Below are 21,463 nucleotides of genomic sequence, written 5' to 3'. Positions count from 1 at the left end.
CCGGTCAGCCCGCGGACGCAGCGGCCGGCTCCTCCGCCGTCGCCGGTCGATCCGCCGCCCGGGTGCGCTCCGGGTGCACCACCATGACCGGGCAGGGTGCGGAGACCGCGCAGTGCAGCGCGACGGAGCCGAGCAGCATCCCCGCGACGCGGCTGCGGCTGCGGCTGCCCACCACGAGCAGGGCCGCGCCGGCGGCCACGCGGGGCAGCACCTCGCCCGGCGCACCGTCCTCCACGCGGACCCGGGCCGGCGTCGCGTTTCCCAGCACCTCGGCCACGATCTCCCCGGCCCGCTGCCGCAGCTGCTCGCGCGCCTCCGCGATCGGCGGCAGGACCACGGCCTGCACCTCGCTCCAGTACGCCACCGGGGGCTGGACCGCGACGACCTCGAGCTCCCCGCCCAGCCGGCGTGCCTCCGCGGCGGCCCGTGCCAGCGCCGCCCGCGACATGGCGGAGTCGTCGATCCCGACGACGACGCGGAGGGGCACCTGCACGGCCGCGGGGTGCACGACGACGACCGGGCACGGGGCGTGCGCGACGCAGTGCAGCGCCACCGAACCCAGCAGGGTGCTGCGCACGCCCCCGCGACCGCGGCTGCCGCGCCCCCGCCCGGCGAGCCCGTCGCCGAGGGGGACCTGGCCGGGTTGCCGCACCCCGTGCGCCGGTACCTGACGGCGATGGGCGTCGTGGGCCGGCCGCGCACCCGGTCGTTCCGGGCCCACCTGGGCGGCCGCTTCCGGCGCGGTCCGGGCGGGCGCTGGATGCCGTGCGAGGCCTGGCAGGTCAACACCGTCGACGAGATCGCACGCCTGTTCCGGATGCGGCTGCTGCTCGGTGGCGCCGTACCGATGTGGGGCTGGGACACCTACCGGTCCGGGCACGGCCGGATGCGCGGGAAGCTGCTGGGTGTCGTACCGGTGGCCGACGGCTCGGGCCCGGAGTTCGACACCAGCGAGCTGGTCACGTGGCTCAACGACGCCGTCCTCCTGGCACCGGGGATGCTGCTGGACCCGCGGGTGCGCTGGGAGGAGACCGGGGAGGACTCCTTCCGGGTCGCGGTCACCGACGCCGGCCGGACCGTCTCCGCGGAGGTGCTGCTCGGCGCCCGCGACCGCCCGCGGGACTTCCGGACCGAGGACCGCTGGGCGGACCTGCCCGGTGGTCTCGTGCGCGCCACCTGGAGCACCCCGGTCCTGGACTGGACCACCGTGGACGGGCTGCCCCGCCTGGGCCGGGCCTGCGCCCTCTGGCACCTGCCCGACGGCAGCCGGCTGGTCTACGCCGAGCTGAGCCTGCTCGACCTCGCCCTCGACGACGCTCTCGACGTCGACCCCGGGAGGACCGTCCGATGATCCGCGCGCTCGCGGCGACGGCCGGCACGGTCGCGCTGGCCGACCAGCTGCTGCACGCCACGCGGGACTGGGGCGCCACCCGCGGCGAGGCCACCCGGGTCCTCCCCGGGGACGAGCTCGTCCCCGGCTCGGTGGAGCAGACGACCCTGGCCGTCACCGTCGAGGCTCCGCCGGAGGCGGTCTGGCCGTGGCTGGTGCAGATCGGCAGGGGCCGCGGCGGGATGTACAGCTACGACCGGCTGGAGAACCTGATCGGTCTGGACATCCACTCCACCGACGAGATCCGGGAGGAGTGGCAGCACCTCGCGCCCGGCGACCGCGTCGAGGTGGTCCCCGCCGGGTACGGGCCGATCCCCCAGGGGTACTCGTTCCCCGTGGCGCAGGTGCTCCCCGGGCGCGCGCTGGTGCTCCGCCAGGCGCCGCCGGAGCACCCGTGGAACGCCGTGTGGTCCTTCCACCTCGTCCCGCACGGGCCCGGCCGGAGCCGGCTGCTCTCCCGCTCGATCGCCCGCCGGCCGTCGGGGATCGGACTCCGCCTGGCGAACCGGGTCATGGAGCCGGTCACCCTCGTCATGACCCGCCGGATGCTGCACGGCATCAAGCACCGCGCCGAGCGGCGGTTCGCCGAGGGCGCCCCCGTACCGGTCGAGAGCCCTACCGCCGCCCCGTGACCGGCTCGACGTCGTCGAAGTCGCCGTCCGCCGGGCGCGGGGCCCCCGCGTGGCGGTGCAGCGCCCGGACCAGGGCGCGCACCTCCCGCACGGTCGCGGCGCTCTCCACGTCGGCCGCGTAGTCGTGCGCGGCCAGCTCCGAGGAGATGGAGTCCGCGCGCTTCGCCGCGATCAGCAGGATCGCCCCCTGCATCGCGGCGAGGCAGCTCAGGACGAGGTTGAGCAGGATGAACGGGTAGGGGTCGAAGCCGGAGCTGCCGTTGCCGAGCATCCAGCCGGCGAGGAACAGCAGCGCCCCGAAGACGAACGTCCACGAGCCCATGCCGTTGCGCAGGCGGTCGGCCGCCCGCTCCCCCACGGTCAACTGGTCACCGGTGCGGACCGCCGGGTGGCGCTGCCACACGCTGGGCAGGATGCGCCGTCCCGGCTGCGGACGAGAGGTCATGTCCCGCACGGTAGGGCCCGCTCCGCGGCGGCCCCGGTCACGCGGACGCGGTGCCGGTGAGGGCCGCCGGGGTCGTCGCGGTCCGCTCCGGGTGGACGACGAGCACGGGGCAGGGTGCGTGCATGACGCAGTGCAGGGCCACCGAACCCAGGAGCGCGGCCCGCACGGCACCACGCCCGCGGCTGCCGACCACGAGCAGCGCCGCCCCCCGTGCCCGTTGCACCAGCACGTCCGAGGGAGCTCCCTGGGTGACCTCGAGGTGCACCCGCGGCGTGACGGCTCCGTCGGGGCGGTCGGCCAGGACCGCCGCCACCTGCGTCTCGGCCTCCCGCCGCACGTCCTGCCGGACCTCGTCGGTGGTGGGCACCACCACCGACGAGGTCCGCCCAGTACGCGCCCATGCTGAAGCAGGCGACGACGTCGAGATCGGCGTGCAGCCGGACGGCCTCCTCGACGGCCGCCGCGAGCGCGGCGCGCCCGGTCGAGGAGCCGTCCACCCCCACCACGACACGGCTCGGGCCGGCCGTCGCGGCCGGGTCGTCCGGCGCGGCGTGGACCACGAGCACGGGACAGGCGGCGTGCGTGCTCACGTGCAGGGCGACCGAGCCGAGCAGGGCACTGCGGACCGCACCGTGTCCGCGGCTGCCGACGACGACCAGGGCGGCCCCCTCCGAGCGCCGCACCAGCTCCCCGGCCGCCGGCTCCACCGTGACGAGCACGTCGACCGGCACGTCCGCGGTCTCGGGCGCCGACCGGCGCGCCGCGGCCACCGCCTCCAGGGTGCGCTCCCGCGTGGTGTCCCGGAGAGCGGGCACGTCGGGGACGACCAGCGGAGCGCCGCCGGTCCAGTACAGCTCCGGGGCGCACCCGGCCACCACCTCGAGGGAGGCCCCCCGCGCGGCCGCGGCCGCGAGCGCGTGACGGAGGGCGGCCCGGGCGCCGTCCGAGCCGTCGACGCCCACCACGATCCGCGGCCGAGGGGTGTCGCGCTGGTCGAGTGTGTCCACGCCGGCCGTCCTGTCGGTCGAGGCGCCGGGCGGGTCCCGGTCCGTCTCCCCGCAGGGTGTCGGTGCGGCAGCGGGGCCGTCGCCGGGCCGGACGTCCCGGACCCCAGGGCCCTGGGTCACGGGATCGCCGGTCCGCCGACCCTGGGACCGCCGGCCGCTGCTGCCTAGCGTCGGGTCCGGACCCGGCCGGAGGAGGAAGTGTGCAGGTCAGAGACGTCATGACGCGCGAGGTCGTCACCGTGGGGCCCGACACGTCGGCCAAGTACGCCGGCGAGCTGCTGGCCGAGCACGGCTTCGCCGCGCTCCCGGTGCTCGACGAGGACGCCCAGCTGATCGGCATCGTCGCCGAGGCCGACGTGCTCCGCGACCGGCTGCCCCGGGATCCGCGGCTGCACCTGCGCCGGGACGGCGAGCAGGAGCACGCGCTGCCGCTGCTGGTCCGCGGCGTCATGACCGAGGACGTCCGCTGCGTGGAGTCCGGGGCCGACGTGTCCGACGTCGCCAAGCTCTTCGTCGACGAGCGGTTGCGCAGCGTGCCGGTCGTCGACGGGCAGCGCCTGGTCGGCATCGTCAGCCGCCGCGACCTGCTCCGGGCCCTCGTCCGGACCGACTCCGAGATCCGCGCCGAGCTCACGGACCTCGTCGAGCGCTACACCGGGGAGCTCGGCGCGTGGGACGTCACGGTCACGGAGGGGGTCGCGACCGTCCGCCGGACCCGCGGCGAGTCGCACGACCCGCCCGGCACCGAGGAGCGGGCGCTGACGGCGCTGGCGCGGACGGTCGGCGGCGTCGTCGCCGTGCAGGTGCTGTCCTCCGCCGTGGGTGGTCCCCGGTGACCGTCACCCGGGTGCTGGTCGCGGTCGCCAGCCGGCACGGCGCCACCCGGGAGATCGCCGCGGCACTGGCACGCGACCTGACGGGCAACCCCGCCGCTCCCGGACTGGACGTGCAGGCCTCCGTCGTCCCCGTCGACCGCCGACCGGATCCCCGGCACTACGACGCGGTCGTGCTGGGCAGTGCGGTGTACGGCGGTGCCTGGCTGTCGGCCGCCCGGGAGTTCGCCACTGCCTCCGCGGCCGTCCTGCGCGCCCGCCCGCTGTGGCTGTTCTCCAGCGGGCCGATCGGGCAGCCGCCCTTCCCGGACGGCGAGCCCTACGACATCGCCACGCTGACGGCCCTGCTGTCCCCCCGCGGGACGCGGGTGCTCCCCGGTCGGCTGGAGCCGGCGCTGCTCACCTTCGCCGAGCGCGCCGTCGTGACGGCCATGCGGGCGCCGGTCGGCGACGCCCGTGACTGGACCCAGGTGCGGGCGTGGGCCGACGAGATCGCCGCGGCTCTCGTCGCGGCGCCCGCGACCCCAGCCGCAGTGGCGCCTGTCCCGTCCGGCTGACCCGTGGAAAGGTGGCGCCCGACCGGATGGGGGACCACCGGCAGCTTCTCCGGGACCTTGGACCCGGCATGTCCAGCGGTGGCAGCGGGCATCGTCGACGGGGCGGCCGACCGGGGGCGCCGGGGAAGGAAGACGAGGAACCGCATGCTCCCGACGCCCGAGGCCGTGCTCGACCCGCTCTCCCCCGCCGAGTGCCGGCGCCTGCTGGGCTCCGTCCCGATCGGGCGCCTGGGCTTCACGGTCGACGCACTGCCGACCATCCAGCCGGTGCACTTCACGGTCCGGGGCGACGAGGTCCTCATCCCCGCCCGCCGCGGCGGCAAGGTGGAGGCGGCGAGCCGCGGGGCGGTCGTCGCCTTCGAGGTCGACGAGTACGACGCCGCCACCCGCAGCGGCTGGAGCGTGACCGTCGTCGGCCCCTCCCGTGTGCTGTCCGACGCCGCCGAGGTCGCCGCCCTCGAGGAGTCCGGGCTCACCCCGTGGGCGCCCGGTCCGAACGGCTGCATCGTCGTCGTCCGGATGGCGCGGGTCACCGGGCGGCGGCTGTCCCGCCCCACCCCGTGAGCGAGGTCTCCCCGCCGTCGTCCCCCGACCGGTTGCCCACTCCTTGACCGTCGCCTCCCGCAGTGCGAGCGTCCTGGCGGAGGGATGCCGGAGAACGGAACGGACGATGGCGGACGACCTGACCGACGGCACGGCGCCGACCCGTGACCTCCTGTCGGGCATGCGCCTGACCGAACTGCTCGACGAGGTCCGGGAGCGGCTGCAGGCCGTGGCGCGGACCCAGGAGCGTGTGCAGGGCCTGCTCGACGCCTTCCTCAGCGTCTCCACCGGCCTGGACCTGGACTCGACGCTCCGCCGGATCGTCGAGGCCGCGATCGGCCTGGTGGACGCCCGCTACGGCGCGCTCGGCGTGCTCGGCGCCCACGGCGGCCTGTCGGCCTTCATCCACGCCGGGATGGACCCCGAGGCGGCCGCGCGGATGCCCCACCTGCCCGAGGGCAAGGGCGTGCTCGGCCAGGTGATCACCGAGCCGTACCCGCTGCGCGTCGCCGATCTGTCCGGTCACCCGTCGTCCGTCGGGTTCCCGGAGGGCCACCCGCCGATGCGCACCTTCCTCGGCGTCCCGGTCCTGGTGCGCGGCCAGGTGTACGGCAACCTCTACCTGACCGAGAAGCGGGACGGGGAGTTCACCGCCGAGGACGAGGCCGTGCTCACCGCGCTGGCCGGCGCGGCCGGCATCGCCATCGACAACGCCCGCCTGTTCGAGGAGGCCGAGGTCCGGCGGCGGTGGACGGCGGCGGCCGGGGACGTGCGCGAGCGCCTGCTCGGCGACGCACCGCCCGAGGCGGCCCTGGACCTGATCGTCTCCCGCGTCCGCGAGCTGACCCGGGCCGATGCGGTGTGGCTCCTCGTGGGTCCGGACCCGGCCGACGGTCGCTACGAGTTCCGCGCCCAGGTCGGCGAGGGGCTCGAGGAGGTCGACGGGGCTCGCATCCTGCCGTCGGAGGCCCCCCTGCTGGCGGCCGCGACCCAGGCCCAGTCCGTCGTCGTCCTCGACATGAGCGGCATCGCGTACGACGGCCCCAACGCCCACGTCGACTGGGGGCCCTGCATCGCCGTGCCGCTGCACGCGGCCGACGCGCTCCTCGTCGCCGCCAGGCGGGTCGGCGGGCAGCCGTTCGACCCGTCGCTGGCGCCGCTCATGGGCACGTTCGCCGACCAGATGGCCGTGGCCCTGGACCTGGCGGAGCAGCAGCGCACCGCCCGCCGGCTCGACGTGTTCGAGGACCGCGACCGCATCGCCCAGGACCTCCACGACCTGGTGATCCAGCGGGTCTTCGCCGCCGGCCTGAGCCTGCAGTCGGTGCTGCCGCGGGTGACCGACCCCCAGGCGCAGCGGCGCATCCGCGACGTCGTCCAGCAGCTGGACGGCACCGTCCGCGACATCCGCACCACGATCTTCGACCTGCACACCGCCGAGGACGACGACGCCGGCAGCAGCCTGCGCCGCCGGGTGCTCGACATCGTCACCGAGACCGCCGGCAGCGGGCTGTCCCCCACCGTGCGCATGTCCGGGGCGGTGGACAACCTGGTCGCCGGGGAGCTGGCCGCCGATGTGGAGGCCGTGACCCGGGAGGCGGTCAGCAACGCCGCCCGGCACTCCGGCGCCGCCCACGTCACCGTCACCCTGGACGTCACCGACGAGGTGGTGCTGGAGGTGGTCGACGACGGCCGCGGCATCGACCCGCGCGCGGCGCGCAGCGGTCTGCGCAACCTCAGCGAGCGGGCCGCCCGCCGTGGCGGCGGTGCCACCGTCGAGGCGCTGCCCGACGGCGGCACCCGGCTGCGGTGGTGGGCGCCCCTCGGCTGAGGGCCCCCGGGTCAGCGCGAGGACTGGGAGCCGCGGAGCTCCGTCGCCAGCACCGCCGCCTGGGTGCGGCGCTCCAGGCCCAGCTTGGCCAGCAGGTGGGAGACGTAGTTCTTCACGGTCTTCTCGGCCAGGAACATGCGCTCGCCGATCTGCCGGTTGGTCAGGCCCTCTCCGATGAGCTCCAGGACGGTCCGCTCCTGCTCGCTGAGCTTGGCCAGGGGCCCGGCGGGCTCGGCCGCCCGCCGCATCCGCTCGAGGACCGCGGTCGTCGCCGTGGGGTCCAGCAGCGACCCGCCCGCGGCCACCGTGCGGACGCCGTTGACCAGGTCCTGACCGAGGATCTGCTTGAGCATGTACCCCGAGGCCCCGGCCATGATCGCCTCGAACAGGGCCTCGTCGTCGCTGTAGCTGGTCAGCATGATGACCTTCAGCTCCGGCAGGAGGGAGCGCACGTCACGGCAGACCGACACCCCGTCGCCGTCGGGCAGGCGCACGTCGAGGATCGCGACGTCCGGCCGGAGCGCCGGGATGCGGGCGACCGCCTCCTTGGCGTTCTTGGCCTCCCCGACCACGGTGATGGCCGGGTCGCTCTCGAGGAGGTCGGCGACCCCGCGACGGACGATCTCGTGGTCGTCCAAGAGGAAGACCCGGATGGTCCCCGGGGCGTCGTCCACGGATGGCTCCACCGATGTCGCTCCGTCCCTGCCGCGCACGCGGCCGTCCGACCACCGGCGTGTCCGGCGGTGCACCTGCGCCCGAGGCTAGGCGTAGCCCGGCCCGCCGTGCTCAGAGTCGAAGGTCCCGTCCGGCGTGACCCCCGGCGCGACCTCCGTCTCCTCCACCGCGGGCCTCCGCCCCTCCCGACGCCGTCCGTGCGGCGCCACGGTGGGGACATGGCAGATCCCGGCAGGCACGTCCTCGTCGTGCACGCGAGTGCCCACGGCTCCACCGCAGAGGTCGCCGAGCGGATCGCGGCCCGGCTGCGCACCGTCAGCGTCGTCGTCGACGTCCGGCCGGCCGGCCCGGACCTCGACCTGGACGTCGACCTGGACCGGTTCGACGCCTTCGTGCTCGGCAGCGCCGTGCACGACATGGCCTGGCTCCCCGAGGCCCGCGACCTGGCCGGACGCCTCGCGCCGGCGCTCCGGGGCCGCCCGGTCTGGCTGTTCAGCGTCGCCGGGATCGACCCCCGCGGCCGGATCCGGGGGTGGATGGCCCGGCAGGAGGTCGCCCGCGTCGCGTCGGGACTGCCCCGGGAGCTCCGTCCGCGCGACCACCGGCTCTTCGGTGGCGTCGTCCGCATGGACGGCGTCCCCCTGTGGGGCCGGGTGTTCTACCTCCTCGCCCGCCAGCGTGCCGGCGACCACCGCGACTGGGCGGCGATCGAGGCGTGGGCCGACGGGATCGCCGCCGCCCTCCCCTCCGCGACCGCCACGCCGCGACCCTGAACGGACCCGGCCGGCTCGCCGATCGGGTCCCGTCCGTCACGGCCCGGGGACCACCGTCGTCCCGGCCCGTCCGTCCAGGATCGCCGCGGCGTCCCCGAGCGCGCCGATCGCCGCGACACCACCGGTCCGCAGGACGAACTCGCGGCAGGCCTCGACCTTCGGCCCCATGGACCCGGCCGGGAGGGAGAGGGCACCGGCCTCCGCGAGGTCCATCCGCCGCACCTCGCTCGCGGCCGGCGTGCCGAAGTCGCGCATCACCGCGGGGACGTCGGTGAGCAGGAGCAGCCGGTCGGCACCCAGCCGCTGGGCCAGCAGCGCCGCCGTCATGTCCTTGTCGACGACGGCCTCCACGCCGCGGGTGGCCCCGCGCCCGTCGGCCACGACCGGCACGCCGCCCCCGCCGCCGCAGACGAGCACGGCGCCGCCGGCGACGAGCGCCCGCAGGCAGCCCTCCTCCACGATCCGCAGGGGCCGCGGGGAGGGCACCACCCGGCGCCAGCGGTCCCCGTCCGGGGCGATGCGCCAGCCGTGGGCGGCGGCGAGCGACTCGGCCGCCGCCCGGTCGTAGGACTCGCCGATGAACTTCGACGGCGCCCCGAACGCGGGATCGTCGGCGTCGACCACGGTCTGCGTGACCACCGCCAGGACCGGCGCCCGCACTCCCGCATTCGCCAGCTCCTGCGCCAGCCAGTAGCCGATCATGCCCTGGGTGGCCGCCCCCAGGGCGTCCAGCGGGTAGGGGTGGTGCAGCGAGGGGTCGCGGACCGACTCGAGCGCCAGCACCCCGACCTGGGGGCCGTTGCCGTGGCTGACCACGAGCTGGTGCGCGGCCGCGAGCGGGGCCAGCGCCGCGGCGGCCCGCCGCACGTGCCGCCGCTGCACCGCCTCGTCCGGGGCCTCCCCGCGCTCCAGCAGTGCGTTGCCGCCGAGGGCGACGAGGACCCGCACCTCAGCCGGCCAGTGCGGCGACCATGACCGCCTTGATGGTGTGCAGCCGGTTCTCCGCCTGGTCGAACACCACCGACCGGGCCGACTCGAACACCTCGTCGGTGACCTCGGCGCCGTCGAGCCCGTAACGGTCGTACACCCGCCGGCCCAGCACGGTCCGGCGGTCGTGGACCGCGGGCAGGCAGTGCAGGAAGCGGCTCTCCGGCCGGCCGGTGGCGGCCATGAGGTCCGCGGTGACGCGGAACGGGGTCAGCAACGGAACCCGGCGGTCCCACTCCTCCTGCGGCTCACCCATGCTGAACCCACACGTCGGTGTACACGAAGTCGGCGCCGGCCACCCCCTCGCGCGGGTCGTCGGTGACCAGCACCCGCGCACCGCTGGCGGCGGCCAGCTCCCGGGCCGTGGCGACCACGTCGGCCGGCGGCTGCAGCTGCGCCGGCGCGGCGATCCGCACGTCCATGCCCAGCAGCGCGCCGGTGACCAGCAGGGACCGCGCGACGTTGTTGCGCCCGTCGCCGGTGAAGCAGAAGCGGATGTCCTGCACGAAGCCCGAGCAGTGCTCGAGCATCGTGAGCACGTCGGCGAGCATCTGGGTCGGGTGCCAGCTGTCGGTCAGGCCGTTCCACACCGGGACGCCGGCGGCGCCGGCCATCTCCTCGACCGTCTCCTGGGCGAAGCCGCGGAACTCGATGGCGTCGTACATCCGGCCCAGCACCCGGGCGGTGTCGCGCACGGACTCCTCCCGCCCCAGATGGCTGCCGGCCGGGCCGAGGTAGGTCGTCCGCGCGCCCTGGTCGGCGGCCGCGACCTCGAACGCGCACCGGGTGCGCGTGGAGTCCTTCTCGAAGACCAGCGCGATGTTCCGGCCCTCCAGGAGCCGGTCCTCGGCCCGGGCCGCCTTCGCGGCCTTGAGCTGCGCGGCCCGGTCGAGCAGGCCGAGGAACTGCTTGGCGTCCAGGTCGAGCTCCTTGGTGAGCGACCCGGGGTGACGTGCGGTGTCCATGTCGGGGCTCCCTCAGATGCCGTCGCGCTGGATCGGGCAGGTCATGCACCGGGCGCCGCCGCGGCCGCGGCCGAGCTCCTCCCCGGGGATGGGCAGCACCCGGATGCCGGCGTCGGCGAGCATCGTGTTCGTGACGACGTTGCGCTCGTAGCCGACGACGACGCCGGGTGCCACGGCGAGGAAGTTGTCCGCGTCGTCCCACTGCTCGCGCTGGGCGGCGCGCTCGTCCTCGTCGGCGGTGAGCACCCGGACCCGGTCGAGCCCCAGTACCTCGGCGAGGGTGTCGACGAGGTCGTCGCGGCGCTCCACGTGCAGGCCGGCGTCCCCTCGTTCGAGCACCTCGTCGGGATCGGCCGGCGTGACCACCCAGGGCCGCAGGGACGCCGGGTCGAGGTAGGGATAACGGACGAAGGTGTCGGTGTCGACCATCGTCATGACGGTGTCGAGGTGCATGAACGCGTGCGACCGCGGGAGCTCGACGGCGACGACGACCCGCGCGGCGCCCTGGCGGAACAGCTGCCGGGCGAGGATCTCCACGGCCATCGGCGTCGTCCGCTCACCCATGCCGACGAGCACGGCACCGCGGCCGAGCACGTGGACGTCGCCGCCCTCGAGCGTGGCGGGCTGGTGGTCGGCGTCGTCGTCGCCGTAGTAGGTGGAGAACGCCGCGCCGGCGAAGAGCGGGTGGTAGCGGTACACGGCCCGGCTGTGCACCGTCTCCCGGCGCCGGGCCGGCATGGCCATGGGGTTCACGGTGACGCCGCCGTAGACCCAGGCCGAGTTGTCGCGCTGGAAGAGCGTGTTGGGCAGTGGCGGGAGCACGAACTCGTCGAGCTGGAGGCTGGCCCAGCGGAGGCTGTGCAGCGACAGCGGTGAGACGTCGGCCTTCGTGATCCCGCCGATCATGAGCTCGGCGAGGTCGGCGGGGCCGAGATCGGCGGCCAGGGCACGCACCGAGCGGGCCAGGGCCGGCCCGAGGGCGTGGTCGGTGCAGACACGGTCCAGGACGAAGGCCCGGGCCTCGGCCGACTTGAGCGTCTCGGCGAAGAGCTCGCCGAAGTGGTGGACCGTGACGCCGGCGTCGCGCAGGACGCCGGCGAACACGTCGTGCTCCTCCTGCGCCCGCTCGGTCCAGAGGACGTCGTCGAAGAGCAGGTCGCGGCAGTTCGCCGGGGTGAGCCGGGACAGTTCCAGGCCCGGGCGGTGGACGATCGCCTGGCGGAGCCGGCCGACCTCCGAGTGGACACCGAGTCCGTGCGTCATGAGGGGTTCTCCGTCCGGTTCTCAGGAGACCCGCGTCGGCGCAGCCGCCGCGGAGGATCCGTTGGTGGTCTGCCGCTGCTCGGGCAGGAGGACGCCGGTCACCTGCACGACCGCGGCGTCGGCCGGGGGCAGGACCGGGGGCGCGACCGCGACCTCGGCGCGGCCGGGCTCGCCGTACTCGCGACGCTGGACCTTCAGCCAGACGTAGACGGGCACGCCGAGGAAGAAGCCGAAGACGCCGTAGTACACGGCCTGGTACCCGCTGCCGGCCAGCGCCCAGAACGAGAAGCCGAGGGCCAGGACCGAGATCACGACGTCGCGCACCAGGTGCGGCCACCGGGTGGCGCGGCCGTGGGTGGCCAGCCAGTAGAGCTGCGCCGCCGCGCTGAACAGGTACGGGATCACGGCGGTCAGCACGGTCAGCAGGACGACGGTGGTGAAGACGTTGGAGAAGCTCGTGTAGCTCACGACCACCAGCACCGAGGCCAGGAGCGTGGAGACGACGACGGCGAAGGCCGGCACCCCGCGGCGGGTGGTCGCGAACTGCCGCGGGAACAGCCGGTCCTCCGCGGCGGCCTTGGGCATCTCCGCGACGATCAGCGTCCAGCCGATCAGCGCACCCAGACCGGAGACGACCGCGGCGACCGCCACGACCTGCCCGGCCCACTCACCGCCGAAGATCGCGTTCGCCGAGTCGGTGAAGGGAGCCGTGGACGCCTGGAGGTCGGCGTTGGAGACGGTCCCGAAGACGGCGAGCGTGCCCAGGATGTAGACGGCCGCGCAGGCCAGGGTGCCCAGGACCGTGGCCCGGCCGACGTTGCGGCGCGGGTCGCGGACCCGGCCGGCGGCGACGGAGGCGGCCTCGATGCCGAGGTAGCTGAACAGCGCGATCGCGGCCGCCGCGGAGATGGCGCCGCCCACGGACATGCCCGAGGCGTTGAACTCGCCGAAGTTGCCGCTCTCGACGAACAGCAGCCCGACGGTGGCCATAAAGAGGAGCGGGATGAACTTCAGCACCGTCGTCACGACCTGGAGGGCGCCGGTGTTGCGCAGGCCGGAGAGGTTGACCACCGCCGGGATCCACAGGCCGGCGAGGGCGATGGCGATCGACCAGCCGGTGGCGTGCCCCTCGTTGACGAACACCTCGACGTAGCCGACCCAGGCCACGGCGATCGCGGCGTTGCCCGCCCAGGCGGTGATCCAGTACGACCAGGCGTTGAGGAAGCCGGCGAAGTCACCGAAGGCGTCCCGGGCGTAGACGTAGGGGCCACCCGAGCCCGGCAGCCGCCGGGACAGCGAGCCGAAGGTCAGGGCGAGGGCGAGCGCGCCGACGGTCACCACGACGAAGGCGACGAGGCTGACGGGCCCGTAGGCCGCGAGCGCCGACGGCAGGGCGAACACGCCGGTGCCGATCACCGACCCGACCACGAGCGCCGTGGCCGTCGGTAGGCCGAAGCGGTGCTCGCCGGGAGCGGCGGAGTCCGGCTCCACCGCTGGGGACGTCGTGCTCATGGGGACTCCTCGGTCCTGACCTGCTCCGTTGCGGACGGGAACACGCTGGCCGCGGGAGATCACGTCGTCCCAGGGACCAAGGTCGCCGACCGGTAGGGCCGCACGCCCGGGACCGCTCGGGACCCGGTTCGACGGCCACGGTCGCGCGGGGACCTCTCCCGGTCCGGGCGGGCCCTTGGTCCCTGACCGGGAGCGCCACTCGGCGGGTGAGCTGCTGACATGACCGAACACACCGCCGGCCGATTCGAGGGACGCACCGCGATCGTGACCGGGGCGGGGGCCGGCATCGGACGGGCCACCGCGCTGCGGCTGGCCCGGGAGGGCGCGCGGGTGGTCGCCGCCGACGTCTCCGCGCCGCGCCTGGAGCAGTTGGTCGCCGAGCACGGTGACCTGCCGCTCGTGCCCGTGCCCGGCGACATCGCCTCCCTGGACAGCCCCGCCGCCCTGGTGGCCGCCGCCGGCGAGCGGATCGACGTCCTGGTCAACAACGTCGGGATCATGGACGGCTTCCTGCCGCCGGCCGAGATGGACGACGACACCTGGGAGCGCGTCCTGGCGGTGAACCTGACCGCGACCATGCGCATGACGCGCGCGGTCCTGCCCGTGATGCTGGCCGCCGGAGGGGGCTCGATCGTGAACGTCTCCTCCGAGGCCGGCTTCCGCGCCTCGGCGTCCGGAGTCGCCTACGCCGCGTCCAAGGCGGCGGTGAACAGCCTCGCCCGCAGCACCGCGCTCTTCTACCGGCCACAGGGGATCCGCTGCAACGCCGTCGCGCCGGGACCGGTCGCGACCGAGATCGAGGCGCCGTTCCGGTCGACCCTCGCCGGCGAGGTCCTCGGCCCGATCATGGCGGCCACCATCCCGCCCATCGCCACCTCCGAGCAGCTGGCCGCCGCCATCACCTGGATCGCCTCCGACGACGCGAGCAACGTCAACGGCGTCGTCCTCGCCTGCGACGGCGGCTGGTCGGCGCTGTGACGACCGCCGTGGCGGGACTCCCCGGCGTGGTCGGGGCCGGAGCTCAGCCGGGCCGACGGGTCCCCACCTCGTCCGGCGTCCGCCGCAGCACCAACGCCTCACGCCCGTACCAGACGTAGGCGACGGCGAACATGAGCCGCTGCAGGACACCGTCGGCCTCGGGCAGCGCGGACATCCCCAGCGGCAGGACGACGGAGGCGGCGAGCGCCACGGCGTCGAGCACCCTGGCCCGGCGCCGACCGCGGCGGGCCGCGAGCACGGCGGTGGCAACGACCCCCGCGGCGAAGGCGATGCCCATGGTGGTGGCGGCGACCGAGTGGAGCAGGTCCTCGGTGCGGTCGAAGTCCCGGCCCGGCTGCCAGGGGCGGTGCGAGAACGCTGCCGCCGCCGCCATCAGGAAGCCCAGCCGGGCCAGCCACGCTCCGTCGACCGTCTGCGCGCCCCGGCGGACACCGCCAGCCCGCCGAGTGACACGGTCTCCCGTCCGAGGAGTCGCATCGCCGGTTCCTGCCTCCTGTGGATCGGCCCCACGGTCCTGCCTGTCAGGAGCGCGGAGGTCGGCCCCGGCGGACAGGTCGCGTCAGAGATAGGCCCGGTCGTCGACTCCCCACGGGAGCTGGCCGCGGACGATGCGCCGGCCGCTCACCGACTGCGGGATGATCCGCAGCCAGCTGCCGTGCCCGCCCGGGGCCCAGGGCTCCACGCCCGCGGCGTGGGTGCGCCGGACGAGGCCGGCCCGGTGCCGGGGTCCGACCTCCTCGGCCAGGCCGCGCACGAGCACGTTCCAGCCGGTCCGGGTCCTCCGGTCGATGTCGTCGACCTCGAAGGTCACGTTGGCGTGCTCCACCGCGCTGAGGGTGGAACCCGGGTGGGTCCGGATGACGATCGTCCGGCCGTCCATCCCGTAGTTGACCGGGATGATCAGCGGGTGGTGCTCGGCGATCACGCCGATCCGGCCGACCTCGTGGTCGGCCAGGAGCGCATAGCACTCCTCCGCGGGGATCGTCTCGAGCAGGTCGGCGGCGCTCGTCATGCCGCCATCGTGGCCGCCCGGACCGCGCCGCCGGCCGGGCTCTTGGTCGGTGACCACGGGACCAAGGACCTCCGACGGGGCAGACGCGATCCGGCGGTTCCCGGACCGGCGTCCGGCACTACGAGCGGGCCCCGATGACCGGTCGCCCCGCGAGCGCCGTCATCACCTCGACCGCGGCGGCCCAGTAGCCCGCGTAGTGCTGGGGGTCGGCGTTGCGCTGCGTGCGGTGCGCGGCGATCGTCGGGGGCAGCGACGGCCAGTCCGGCACCTCCCGCAGGGCCCGGAAGAAGTTGGTCGCGCTCGTCGTGGGGTCCATCCGGTCGGCGTAGGAGCCCCAGGCACCGTTGTCCCGCTGCTGGAACAGCCCACGCGAGTCCGGCCCCACGGCGTCACCCCGGTCCAGGACCCGCAGCGAGGACTCCCCCATGGCGGTCATGATCCCGATCGTCTGGGCACAGGTGTCCATGCCCGCCGCGTGACCGGCGTTCACGATCGCGGCCGCGTTCAGCAACTGCTCACCGGCGTAACCGGCGACCGGCCCGGCCGGCACCGCGCGGGGGTCCACCCGCACCCCCGCCTCGCCCGACGAGCACTCCGCGGACGGCGGGGGATCGTCGTCCTCCCGGCCCGTCAGCAGCACGAGTGCCGCCGCCACGAGGCCGGCGACCAGCACGAGCGGCAGCCATGTCCCCCACGCCGGGGGCGGTCCCTGCTCCTGGGCGGTTCCCGGTGCCACCGTGCTCCCCCCGATCGCGCCGCTGCGTCACCTCCCTGACGAACGGGACGTCGACGACGTCCCCGGCCGGGCTCCGCGGCGGGTCAGCGGCACGGCGGGCGCCGTTCAGGGCGCGATGACGAGCTCCGCGATCCGGTCGCCGTCGAGCACGAAGCGGTAGCGCAGGTCGACGACGCCCCCGGGGAAGTCGCCCTCCAGGCGGTTGGTGACCGTCCAGTGCGTCTCGTCGGTGCGCTCCGAACCGACGAGGGTCGTGGTGTAGGTGAACTGCGCGCCGGCCCTGCTGAGGAAGCGGCGGATCTCCTCGGCGCCCCGGTGGGTGCTGCCGTCGTCGACCACCACGGCGCTGGGCGTGAACGCGGCCAGCGCCGCGTCGGTGTCGTGCGCCGCGTGCGCGTCGAGGTAGCCGCGGATCACCGCGGGGAGCTGGTCGGGCCGGATGCCGGTCGATGTGGTCATGGCCCCACCGTGCGGCTTCCCCGGCCGAGAGGGTCGACCCCTGGACCCTCCCCCGGGGGGAGGGTGCATCGTGGCGGGGTGCTGGCCATCGGTGAGTTCTCCCGGCTGACCCACCTCAGCGTGCGCACCCTCCGCCGCTACCACGACGCGGGACTGCTCGAGCCGGCCATCGTGGACGCGGCGAGCGGCTACCGCTACTACACCGCCGAGCAGATCCCGACCGCGCAGGTCATCCACCGGCTGCGCGAGCTCGACGTCCCGCTGCCCGACGTCCAGCGCATCCTCCGCTCCCCCGACCCGGGCGCCCGCGCCGCCCTGGTCGCCGACCACCTCCGGCGACTCGAGGCCGAGCTGGACCGCACCCGGGCCGCGGTGGTGTCGCTGCGCCGGCTGCTGCAGCCGGCGCAACCGCCGCTGGACGTCGAGCTGCGCGCCGTCCCGGCGACGACGGTGGCCGCCGTCGAGGACGACGTCGCGCTGGACGACGTGCTCGCCTGGTACGCCGGTGCCACGGCCGAGCTGGACGCCGCCGTGGACGCCCCGACCGGCCCGCCGGGGGGCCTGTACGACAACGCGCTGTTCGAGGACGGCCGCGGGCACGTGCTCGTGCACCGCCCGACCGCCGCTCCCCCGCGCGTCGGGCGCGTGCACCCGGTGACCCTGCCCGCCGTCGAGCTGGCCGTCACCACCCACGCCGGGGACCACGACGACATCGCCGTCACCTACGGCCAGCTGGGCTCGTGGGTCGTGGCCAACGCGCTGGCCGTGGCCGGCCCCGTGCGCGAGACCTACCTCGTCGGCCCGCGCGACACGACCGATCCGACGACGTGGCGGACGGAGATCGGCTGGCCGGTCTTCCGCGTCACCGACCGCTGACCGCTCAGGCGGTCTCGGCCGTGATCGTCGTCCGGGAGCGGTACTCCAGGTCGCCGTAGTCCTCGCTGTGCCGCTGCATCCACCCGGCCACGAAGGGGCACAGCGGCAGCACCTTCAGCTGCTGCCGCCGCACGTCGTCGAGGGCCTGGCGCACCAGGTCCGACGAGATCCCCCGGCCCTCGTGGCCCGGCAGCACCTCGGTGTGGGTGAACACCACCATCTCGGCCGTCCTGATGTACTCCGCGATCGCGGCGAGCTCGCCGTCGACGCGTCCCTCGTACCGGTGCTGCTCGGCAGCGTCGACCATCGTCACCTGCACGTCGTCCACCTCTCCTCGGCTCGGGACCCGGCTGCATCCTCTCACCGGTCCGCACGTCGGTTCGACATCCGAACCGACTCGTGTAGCGTGCCCTCGACTCGGTTTGACAACCGAACCGAATCGACGGGAGGACCCACGTGGCCGACGCGACTGCGACGCCCTCACTCGTCCCGGCGGACACCGCCGGAGACCGACGACCGGCCCTGGTGCTGTCCGTCGTCTCCGCCGCGGTGTTCCTCGCCAGCCTCGACCTCTTCGTCGTCAACGTCGCGTTCCCGGCCCTGAGCCGGTCCTTCGACACGGACGCAGCGGGGCTGTCCTGGGTGCTGAACGGCTACACGATCGGGTTCGCGGCCCTGCTCGCCCCGGCCGGCCGGATCGCCGACCGCATCGGCCGGCGGCGCGTCTTCCTGACCGGACTGGTGGTGTTCAGCGCCGCGTCGCTCGGCTGCGCAGCGGCCTGGGACATCCCCTCCCTGGTCGCGTTCCGGGTCGGGCAGTCGGCGGGCGCGGCGATGGTGACGGCCACGTCGCTCGCGCTGCTCCTGCACACCTTCCCCCCGGCGCGCCGGGCGTCGGCCATCGCCGTCTGGTCCGCGGTCGGCGGGGTCGCCGCCGCCCTGGGCCCACCGATCGGCGGGCTGCTGGTGGAGGCGTCGTGGCGGTGGGTCTTCCTGATCAACCTGCCGGTCGGCCTGCTCGCACTCGTCGTCGGCCTGCGGGTGCTCCCGGAGTCGCGGGACGAGGCGGAGACCCGCCGCCCGGACGCGCTCGGCACGGCACTGCTGGTCACGGCCGTCGGGCTCGTGGCCTTCGCGCTCGTCGATGCGCCGGGGCGTGGCTGGACGAGCGGTGTCGTGCTCGGCGCACTGGCCGGGGCGACCGCCGCCGGCGCCCTGGCCGTCGTCCGCGCCGCGCGCGCGCCGCACGGCCTGGTGCCGGTGCTGCCGCTCCCCCTGTTCCGGGCGCGCACCTTCACGCTGGCCACCCTCTCCATGGCCGCGTTCATGGCCGCCTTCGCGGCGATGCTGCTCGGCAACGTCCTCTGGCTGACCGGCGGCTGGGGCATGTCCGCGACGGAGGCCGGGTTCGCGCTCGTCCCGGGACCGGCCCTCGCCGCGCTGTCCGCGGTGCCGGCCGGTCGGCTGGGCGCCCGGATCGGCTGCGGGCCGGTGGCGGCCGCGGGGACCGCCCTGTTCGCGCTCGGCGGGCTCTGGTGGGTGTGGCAGATCGGGCCCGACGCCCACTACGCGGCCGACTTCCTGCCCGGGCAGCTGCTGGCCGGGATCGGGGTGGGGCTGACCCTGACCAACCTGTCGGCGGCCATGTCCTCCACGCTCCCGCCGGCCGCGCTGGCCACCGGCTCCGCGACCTTCGGCGCCGCCCGTCAGCTCGGCGCGACGCTCGGGGTCGCCCTCCTGCTCGCCGTCACGACCTCCGAAGCGGAGACGTCCGTGTCGGCCGCGGGCGCCGACCGCGGGTGGGTGCTGCTCGCCGTGCTCTCGCTCGTCGCCAGCGGGTCCGCCCTCGCCGTGGGCCGTGCCCACCACCCCGACCTGCGCGCCGTCGCCATCGCGTCGTCCGTTCGGCCCGGCACCGGGGACGAGTCGTGACCGGCATCGTGGTGGGCTCGCGGATCCTCGCCTTCGAGCCGAGCTGGCGGTCGTTCAGCAGCATCCAGGGCGGCCTGCTGGTCGGGCACCTGCTCGACGCCGCCACCGGCCTGGCGGGGGCGCCGCCGCGAACGGTGGCCGCCCACCTGCTCGGCCCGGTGCGACCCGAGGCGGCGGTCACCCTCGGGGCGTCGGTCGACCGGCCCGGCCGGACGGCGAGCGTGCGCGCCACCCTGACCCAGGACGGCGTCCTGCGGGCGACGGCACAGGTGCTCACGGTGGCCGTCCCGGCGACGCCGGTGTCCGTCCACGGGTCGCCCCGGCCCGGCGACCGCCCCGGGGACGGCGAGCCGTTCGCCCTCCCCCGCGACCTGGTCCCGATCGCCGACCAGATCGAGATCCGGGCGCTGGGAGCCCACCGGCCGCTCGCGGGTGGGGACGAACCGCGGCTCACCGCGTGGGTGCGCATCCACGGCGACCTGCCACCGCTCGTGCGGCTGGGCGTCCTGTTCGACGCGCTCCCCCCGTCGCTGTTCGCCGTCCGCACCACCCCGCTGCCGATGCCGACCGCCGAGCTGACCGCCCACGTGGCGGGCGCGGCACCGGGTCCCGAGGCCTGGGTGCGCATCGACCAGTGGACGGTGTGGCACGACGCCGACGTGGCCGTCGACGACGCGGAGCTGCGGACCGAGGACGGCGCCCTGCTCGCCCGTGTCCGGCAGACCCGCCGGATCCCCCGGCCGGCGTCGCGGACCCCTCCCCCGAACGGCGAGGTGAGGCTACCCTAAGCCGGCCTCCGTCCCCCGACCGGGAGAACGCCATGCCCGCGCGCACGCTCCAGACCCCGACCGCGACCCCGACCGCGACCCGGACCGCCCGGTGACCGCCACCACGGCGCCCGTGCTGCCGGTCGTCGACGTCGACCTGCCGGCCGAGGAGGCCGCCGAGCTGGCCGAGGGGCTCGACCACGTCGCCGACGAGCACGCCGACACGGTGCTCCTCGTCGCCCGTGCGCTCGGTGGGCAGCCGCACGCCCGGTCGGTCGAGATCACCGGCGTGGGCACCGACGGCCTCCGGCTGAGCGTCGCGGTCGCCGACGGCTCCGAGCACGCAGTGCAGGTGCCCTTCACGTCACCGGCCCGCACGTCGCTGGAGATCTACGGCGCGCTCATGGGCCTGGTCGCCGCCGCACGCGGGGTGGTCGGCGAGAGCGAGCCGCTCACCTCCATCGAGGCCGAGTTCCTCGAGGACCAGTCGATGACCACCGTGGCCGCGACGGTCTCCGCCCGCCGCCTGATCGCGCCGGACCTGCTCGAGATCACCCTCGCCGGGCTGGCCCCGCTGCCGCTGCACGGCGGGGACGAGTACGTCGTCCTCATGCCCGACCCGCCGGCCGAGGTCCTGCGACCCGGCTTCACCGTCCACGACCTGGCCGGGATCGCCGAGGACGCCGCCCCCCGCGCCGCGTACACCCTGCGCACCCGGCGTCGCGCCGCCGGCGAGGCCGACGTCTGGCTCGTGCTGCACGGCGACGAGGGCGCGGTGAGCAGCCGCCTCGCCGCCGCCGAGCCGGGCGCTCCGGTCGCGGTCTGGGGCACCCGCCGCAGCTACGACCCGCCGGCGGGCGTCCGGACCCACCTGCTGGTCGCCGACGAGACGGCGCTGGGTGCCGTCGCCGCCGTCCTCGACGAACTCCCCGCCGATGCCCCGGCGGTCGTCGTGGCAGAGACCGCCGACGCCGGCGTCCGACCCGACCTGCCCGTGCGACCCGGGGTCGAGCTCCGTTGGGTGCACCGGTCCGGGGCCGCGGCGGGCAGCACCCCGGCGCTGTTCGACGGCGTGCGGGCGGCGCTGGCCGAGAGCCCACTGCTCGCCGACCTCGACGGGGTGTTCGTCTTCGGCGCCGGGGAGGCCGCCCGCATGCGGGAGCTGCGCACCACGCTGCGCCGCGACACCGGCCTCGCCCGCGACCGCGTCCGGGTCACCGGCTACTGGAACGCCGCCCGCTGACGTCCGTCGTCCGTCCGCTCGCGGCG

General features: G+C 75.5%; 24 protein-coding genes and 2 pseudogenes. 12 read left to right on the top strand and 14 right to left on the bottom strand.

Annotation, left to right across the window (positions count from 1 at the left end; all coding sequences use genetic code 11):
- Nucleotides 1-4: 4 nt before the first annotated feature.
- Nucleotides 5-652, bottom strand: coding sequence for a universal stress protein (locus DQ240_RS21195; protein WP_255410924.1), 648 nt, complete (start codon nucleotides 650-652; stop codon nucleotides 5-7).
- Here DQ240_RS21195 and DQ240_RS21190 point away from each other — a divergent pair.
- Together DQ240_RS21190 and DQ240_RS21185 are read left to right on the top strand one after the other, a co-directional pair.
- Nucleotides 542-1,351, top strand: a complete 810-nt coding sequence (locus DQ240_RS21190) for a DUF6544 family protein (protein ID WP_369832028.1) — start codon at nucleotides 542-544, stop codon at nucleotides 1,349-1,351. The genes DQ240_RS21195 and DQ240_RS21190 overlap by 111 nt on opposite strands.
- Entirely contained in the window at nucleotides 1,348-2,022 is a 675-nt protein-coding gene (locus tag DQ240_RS21185; RefSeq protein WP_113841694.1) for an SRPBCC family protein, read from the top strand. Before DQ240_RS21190 ends, DQ240_RS21185 begins: the two co-directional genes overlap by 4 nt.
- Here DQ240_RS21185 and DQ240_RS21180 read toward each other — a convergent pair.
- From DQ240_RS21180 to DQ240_RS24560, 3 genes and pseudogenes are all read right to left on the bottom strand, one after another.
- A complete protein-coding gene (locus tag DQ240_RS21180; RefSeq protein WP_113841693.1) occupies nucleotides 2,006-2,467 on the bottom strand; it encodes a DUF1003 domain-containing protein in 462 nt (153 codons plus the stop codon). The genes DQ240_RS21185 and DQ240_RS21180 overlap by 17 nt on opposite strands.
- Nucleotides 2,468-2,504: 37 nt before the next feature.
- Nucleotides 2,505-2,840, bottom strand: a complete 336-nt coding sequence (locus DQ240_RS21175; protein WP_233498881.1) for a universal stress protein — start codon at nucleotides 2,838-2,840, stop codon at nucleotides 2,505-2,507.
- A gap of 460 nt (nucleotides 2,841-3,300) precedes the next feature.
- Nucleotides 3,301-3,429 (bottom strand): annotated as a pseudogene (locus DQ240_RS24560) (universal stress protein); the annotation flags it as partial.
- 245 nt (nucleotides 3,430-3,674) lie between these two features.
- On the opposite strand from DQ240_RS24560, the gene DQ240_RS21165 reads away from it, so the two are divergent.
- The 4 genes from DQ240_RS21165 to DQ240_RS21150 all read left to right on the top strand — a co-directional run bounded on the left by DQ240_RS21165 (nucleotide 3,675) and on the right by DQ240_RS21150 (nucleotide 7,238).
- Nucleotides 3,675-4,310: an HPP family protein gene (locus DQ240_RS21165; RefSeq protein WP_113841691.1), complete on the top strand. Its 636-nt coding sequence runs from the start codon at nucleotides 3,675-3,677 to the stop codon at nucleotides 4,308-4,310.
- On the top strand, nucleotides 4,307-4,864 hold the full coding sequence (locus DQ240_RS21160) for a flavodoxin domain-containing protein (protein WP_113841690.1): 558 nt from the start codon (nucleotides 4,307-4,309) through the stop codon (nucleotides 4,862-4,864). Before DQ240_RS21165 ends, DQ240_RS21160 begins: the two co-directional genes overlap by 4 nt.
- A 144-nt stretch (nucleotides 4,865-5,008) precedes the next feature.
- Nucleotides 5,009-5,428, top strand: coding sequence for a pyridoxamine 5'-phosphate oxidase family protein (locus DQ240_RS21155; RefSeq protein ID WP_113841689.1), 420 nt, complete (start codon nucleotides 5,009-5,011; stop codon nucleotides 5,426-5,428).
- A 106-nt stretch (nucleotides 5,429-5,534) separates the two neighbouring features.
- Nucleotides 5,535-7,238 (top strand): GAF domain-containing sensor histidine kinase, encoded by a 1,704-nt coding sequence (locus DQ240_RS21150; RefSeq protein ID WP_113841688.1) that lies wholly within the window; start codon nucleotides 5,535-5,537, stop codon nucleotides 7,236-7,238.
- Between the two features lie 11 nt (nucleotides 7,239-7,249).
- Here the strand turns inward: DQ240_RS21150 and DQ240_RS21145 are convergent, their stop codons facing one another.
- Complete coding sequence (locus DQ240_RS21145; protein ID WP_113841687.1) at nucleotides 7,250-7,912, bottom strand: response regulator transcription factor; 663 nt, start codon at nucleotides 7,910-7,912, stop codon at nucleotides 7,250-7,252.
- 219 nt (nucleotides 7,913-8,131) lie between these two features.
- On the opposite strand from DQ240_RS21145, the gene DQ240_RS21140 reads away from it, so the two are divergent.
- Nucleotides 8,132-8,686, top strand: coding sequence for a flavodoxin domain-containing protein (locus DQ240_RS21140; protein ID WP_113841686.1), 555 nt, complete (start codon nucleotides 8,132-8,134; stop codon nucleotides 8,684-8,686).
- Nucleotides 8,687-8,722: 36 nt separating this feature from the next.
- Here DQ240_RS21140 and DQ240_RS21135 read toward each other — a convergent pair whose 3' ends face one another.
- The 4 genes and pseudogenes from DQ240_RS21135 to DQ240_RS21120 form a co-directional block, all read right to left on the bottom strand.
- Nucleotides 8,723-9,634: a carbamate kinase gene (locus DQ240_RS21135; RefSeq protein ID WP_113841685.1), complete on the bottom strand. Its 912-nt coding sequence runs from the start codon at nucleotides 9,632-9,634 to the stop codon at nucleotides 8,723-8,725.
- 1 nt (nucleotide 9,635) lies between these two features.
- Nucleotides 9,636-10,638, bottom strand: a pseudogene (argF, locus tag DQ240_RS21130) (ornithine carbamoyltransferase).
- A 12-nt stretch (nucleotides 10,639-10,650) separates the two neighbouring features.
- Nucleotides 10,651-11,901 (bottom strand): arginine deiminase, encoded by a 1,251-nt coding sequence (locus tag DQ240_RS21125; RefSeq protein WP_113841684.1) that lies wholly within the window; start codon nucleotides 11,899-11,901, stop codon nucleotides 10,651-10,653.
- 21 nt (nucleotides 11,902-11,922) lie between these two features.
- Entirely contained in the window at nucleotides 11,923-13,413 is a 1,491-nt protein-coding gene (locus DQ240_RS21120) for an amino acid permease (RefSeq protein WP_113841683.1), read from the bottom strand.
- A gap of 219 nt (nucleotides 13,414-13,632) precedes the next feature.
- On the opposite strand from DQ240_RS21120, the gene DQ240_RS21115 reads away from it, so the two are divergent.
- Nucleotides 13,633-14,391 carry an SDR family NAD(P)-dependent oxidoreductase gene (locus DQ240_RS21115; protein WP_113841682.1) on the top strand — a complete coding sequence of 253 codons (759 nt, stop codon included), beginning with the start codon at nucleotides 13,633-13,635 and terminating at the stop codon, nucleotides 14,389-14,391.
- Nucleotides 14,392-14,434: 43 nt separating this feature from the next.
- Here the strand turns inward: DQ240_RS21115 and DQ240_RS21110 are convergent, their stop codons facing one another.
- The 4 genes from DQ240_RS21110 to DQ240_RS21095 all read right to left on the bottom strand — a co-directional run bounded on the left by DQ240_RS21110 (nucleotide 14,435) and on the right by DQ240_RS21095 (nucleotide 16,619).
- Nucleotides 14,435-14,965 carry a DUF998 domain-containing protein gene (locus DQ240_RS21110; protein ID WP_113841681.1) on the bottom strand — a complete coding sequence of 177 codons (531 nt, stop codon included), beginning with the start codon at nucleotides 14,963-14,965 and terminating at the stop codon, nucleotides 14,435-14,437.
- Between the two features lie 6 nt (nucleotides 14,966-14,971).
- Nucleotides 14,972-15,424, bottom strand: a complete 453-nt coding sequence (locus DQ240_RS21105; protein ID WP_147262054.1) for a pyridoxamine 5'-phosphate oxidase family protein — start codon at nucleotides 15,422-15,424, stop codon at nucleotides 14,972-14,974.
- 118 nt (nucleotides 15,425-15,542) lie between these two features.
- Nucleotides 15,543-16,160, bottom strand: a complete 618-nt coding sequence (locus tag DQ240_RS23760; RefSeq protein ID WP_199589445.1) for a hypothetical protein — start codon at nucleotides 16,158-16,160, stop codon at nucleotides 15,543-15,545.
- A gap of 105 nt (nucleotides 16,161-16,265) precedes the next feature.
- Nucleotides 16,266-16,619 carry a nuclear transport factor 2 family protein gene (locus DQ240_RS21095; RefSeq protein ID WP_113841679.1) on the bottom strand — a complete coding sequence of 118 codons (354 nt, stop codon included), beginning with the start codon at nucleotides 16,617-16,619 and terminating at the stop codon, nucleotides 16,266-16,268.
- Nucleotides 16,620-16,697: 78 nt separating this feature from the next.
- On the opposite strand from DQ240_RS21095, the gene DQ240_RS21090 reads away from it, so the two are divergent.
- Nucleotides 16,698-17,495: a MerR family transcriptional regulator gene (locus tag DQ240_RS21090; protein ID WP_113841678.1), complete on the top strand. Its 798-nt coding sequence runs from the start codon at nucleotides 16,698-16,700 to the stop codon at nucleotides 17,493-17,495.
- A 4-nt stretch (nucleotides 17,496-17,499) separates the two neighbouring features.
- On the opposite strand, the gene DQ240_RS21085 is transcribed toward DQ240_RS21090, so the two are convergent.
- A complete protein-coding gene (locus tag DQ240_RS21085; RefSeq protein ID WP_233498879.1) occupies nucleotides 17,500-17,823 on the bottom strand; it encodes a GNAT family N-acetyltransferase in 324 nt (107 codons plus the stop codon).
- 128 nt (nucleotides 17,824-17,951) lie between these two features.
- Between DQ240_RS21085 and DQ240_RS21080 the strand changes: the two genes are divergently transcribed.
- The 3 genes from DQ240_RS21080 (at nucleotide 17,952) to DQ240_RS21070 (ending at nucleotide 21,437) form a co-directional block, all read left to right on the top strand.
- Entirely contained in the window at nucleotides 17,952-19,427 is a 1,476-nt protein-coding gene (locus DQ240_RS21080) for an MFS transporter (protein WP_113841677.1), read from the top strand.
- Nucleotides 19,424-20,215, top strand: coding sequence for a thioesterase family protein (locus DQ240_RS21075; protein WP_113841676.1), 792 nt, complete (start codon nucleotides 19,424-19,426; stop codon nucleotides 20,213-20,215). Before DQ240_RS21080 ends, DQ240_RS21075 begins: the two co-directional genes overlap by 4 nt.
- Nucleotides 20,216-20,306: 91 nt before the next feature.
- The gene (locus DQ240_RS21070) at nucleotides 20,307-21,437 is read left to right on the top strand and encodes a siderophore-interacting protein (RefSeq protein ID WP_113841675.1); all 1,131 of its coding nucleotides are present in this window, start codon (nucleotides 20,307-20,309) and stop codon (nucleotides 21,435-21,437) included.
- Nucleotides 21,438-21,463: the final 26 nt, after the last annotated feature.

It is taken from the genome of Blastococcus sp. TF02A-26 (assembly GCF_003319125.1).
In the GTDB taxonomy this organism is placed as follows: Bacteria; Actinomycetota; Actinomycetes; order Mycobacteriales; family Geodermatophilaceae; genus Trujillonella.
Note: the sequence above shows the minus strand (reverse complement) of the source record. Positions and strands in the feature narration are given on the sequence as shown.

Coding starts and splice junctions, on each gene's coding strand:
- DQ240_RS21185 (WP_113841694.1), top strand. CDS start 1,348: ATGATCCGCGCGCTCGCGGCGACGGCCGGCACGGTCGCGCTGGCCGAC.
- DQ240_RS21180 (WP_113841693.1), bottom strand. CDS start 2,467: ATGACCTCTCGTCCGCAGCCGGGACGGCGCATCCTGCCCAGCGTGTGG.
- DQ240_RS21155 (WP_113841689.1), top strand. CDS start 5,009: ATGCTCCCGACGCCCGAGGCCGTGCTCGACCCGCTCTCCCCCGCCGAG.
- DQ240_RS21150 (WP_113841688.1), top strand. CDS start 5,535: ATGGCGGACGACCTGACCGACGGCACGGCGCCGACCCGTGACCTCCTG.
- DQ240_RS21140 (WP_113841686.1), top strand. CDS start 8,132: ATGGCAGATCCCGGCAGGCACGTCCTCGTCGTGCACGCGAGTGCCCAC.
- DQ240_RS21125 (WP_113841684.1), bottom strand. CDS start 11,901: ATGACGCACGGACTCGGTGTCCACTCGGAGGTCGGCCGGCTCCGCCAG.
- DQ240_RS21120 (WP_113841683.1), bottom strand. CDS start 13,413: ATGAGCACGACGTCCCCAGCGGTGGAGCCGGACTCCGCCGCTCCCGGC.
- DQ240_RS21115 (WP_113841682.1), top strand. CDS start 13,633: ATGACCGAACACACCGCCGGCCGATTCGAGGGACGCACCGCGATCGTG.
- DQ240_RS21105 (WP_147262054.1), bottom strand. CDS start 15,424: ATGACGAGCGCCGCCGACCTGCTCGAGACGATCCCCGCGGAGGAGTGC.
- DQ240_RS21095 (WP_113841679.1), bottom strand. CDS start 16,619: ATGACCACATCGACCGGCATCCGGCCCGACCAGCTCCCCGCGGTGATC.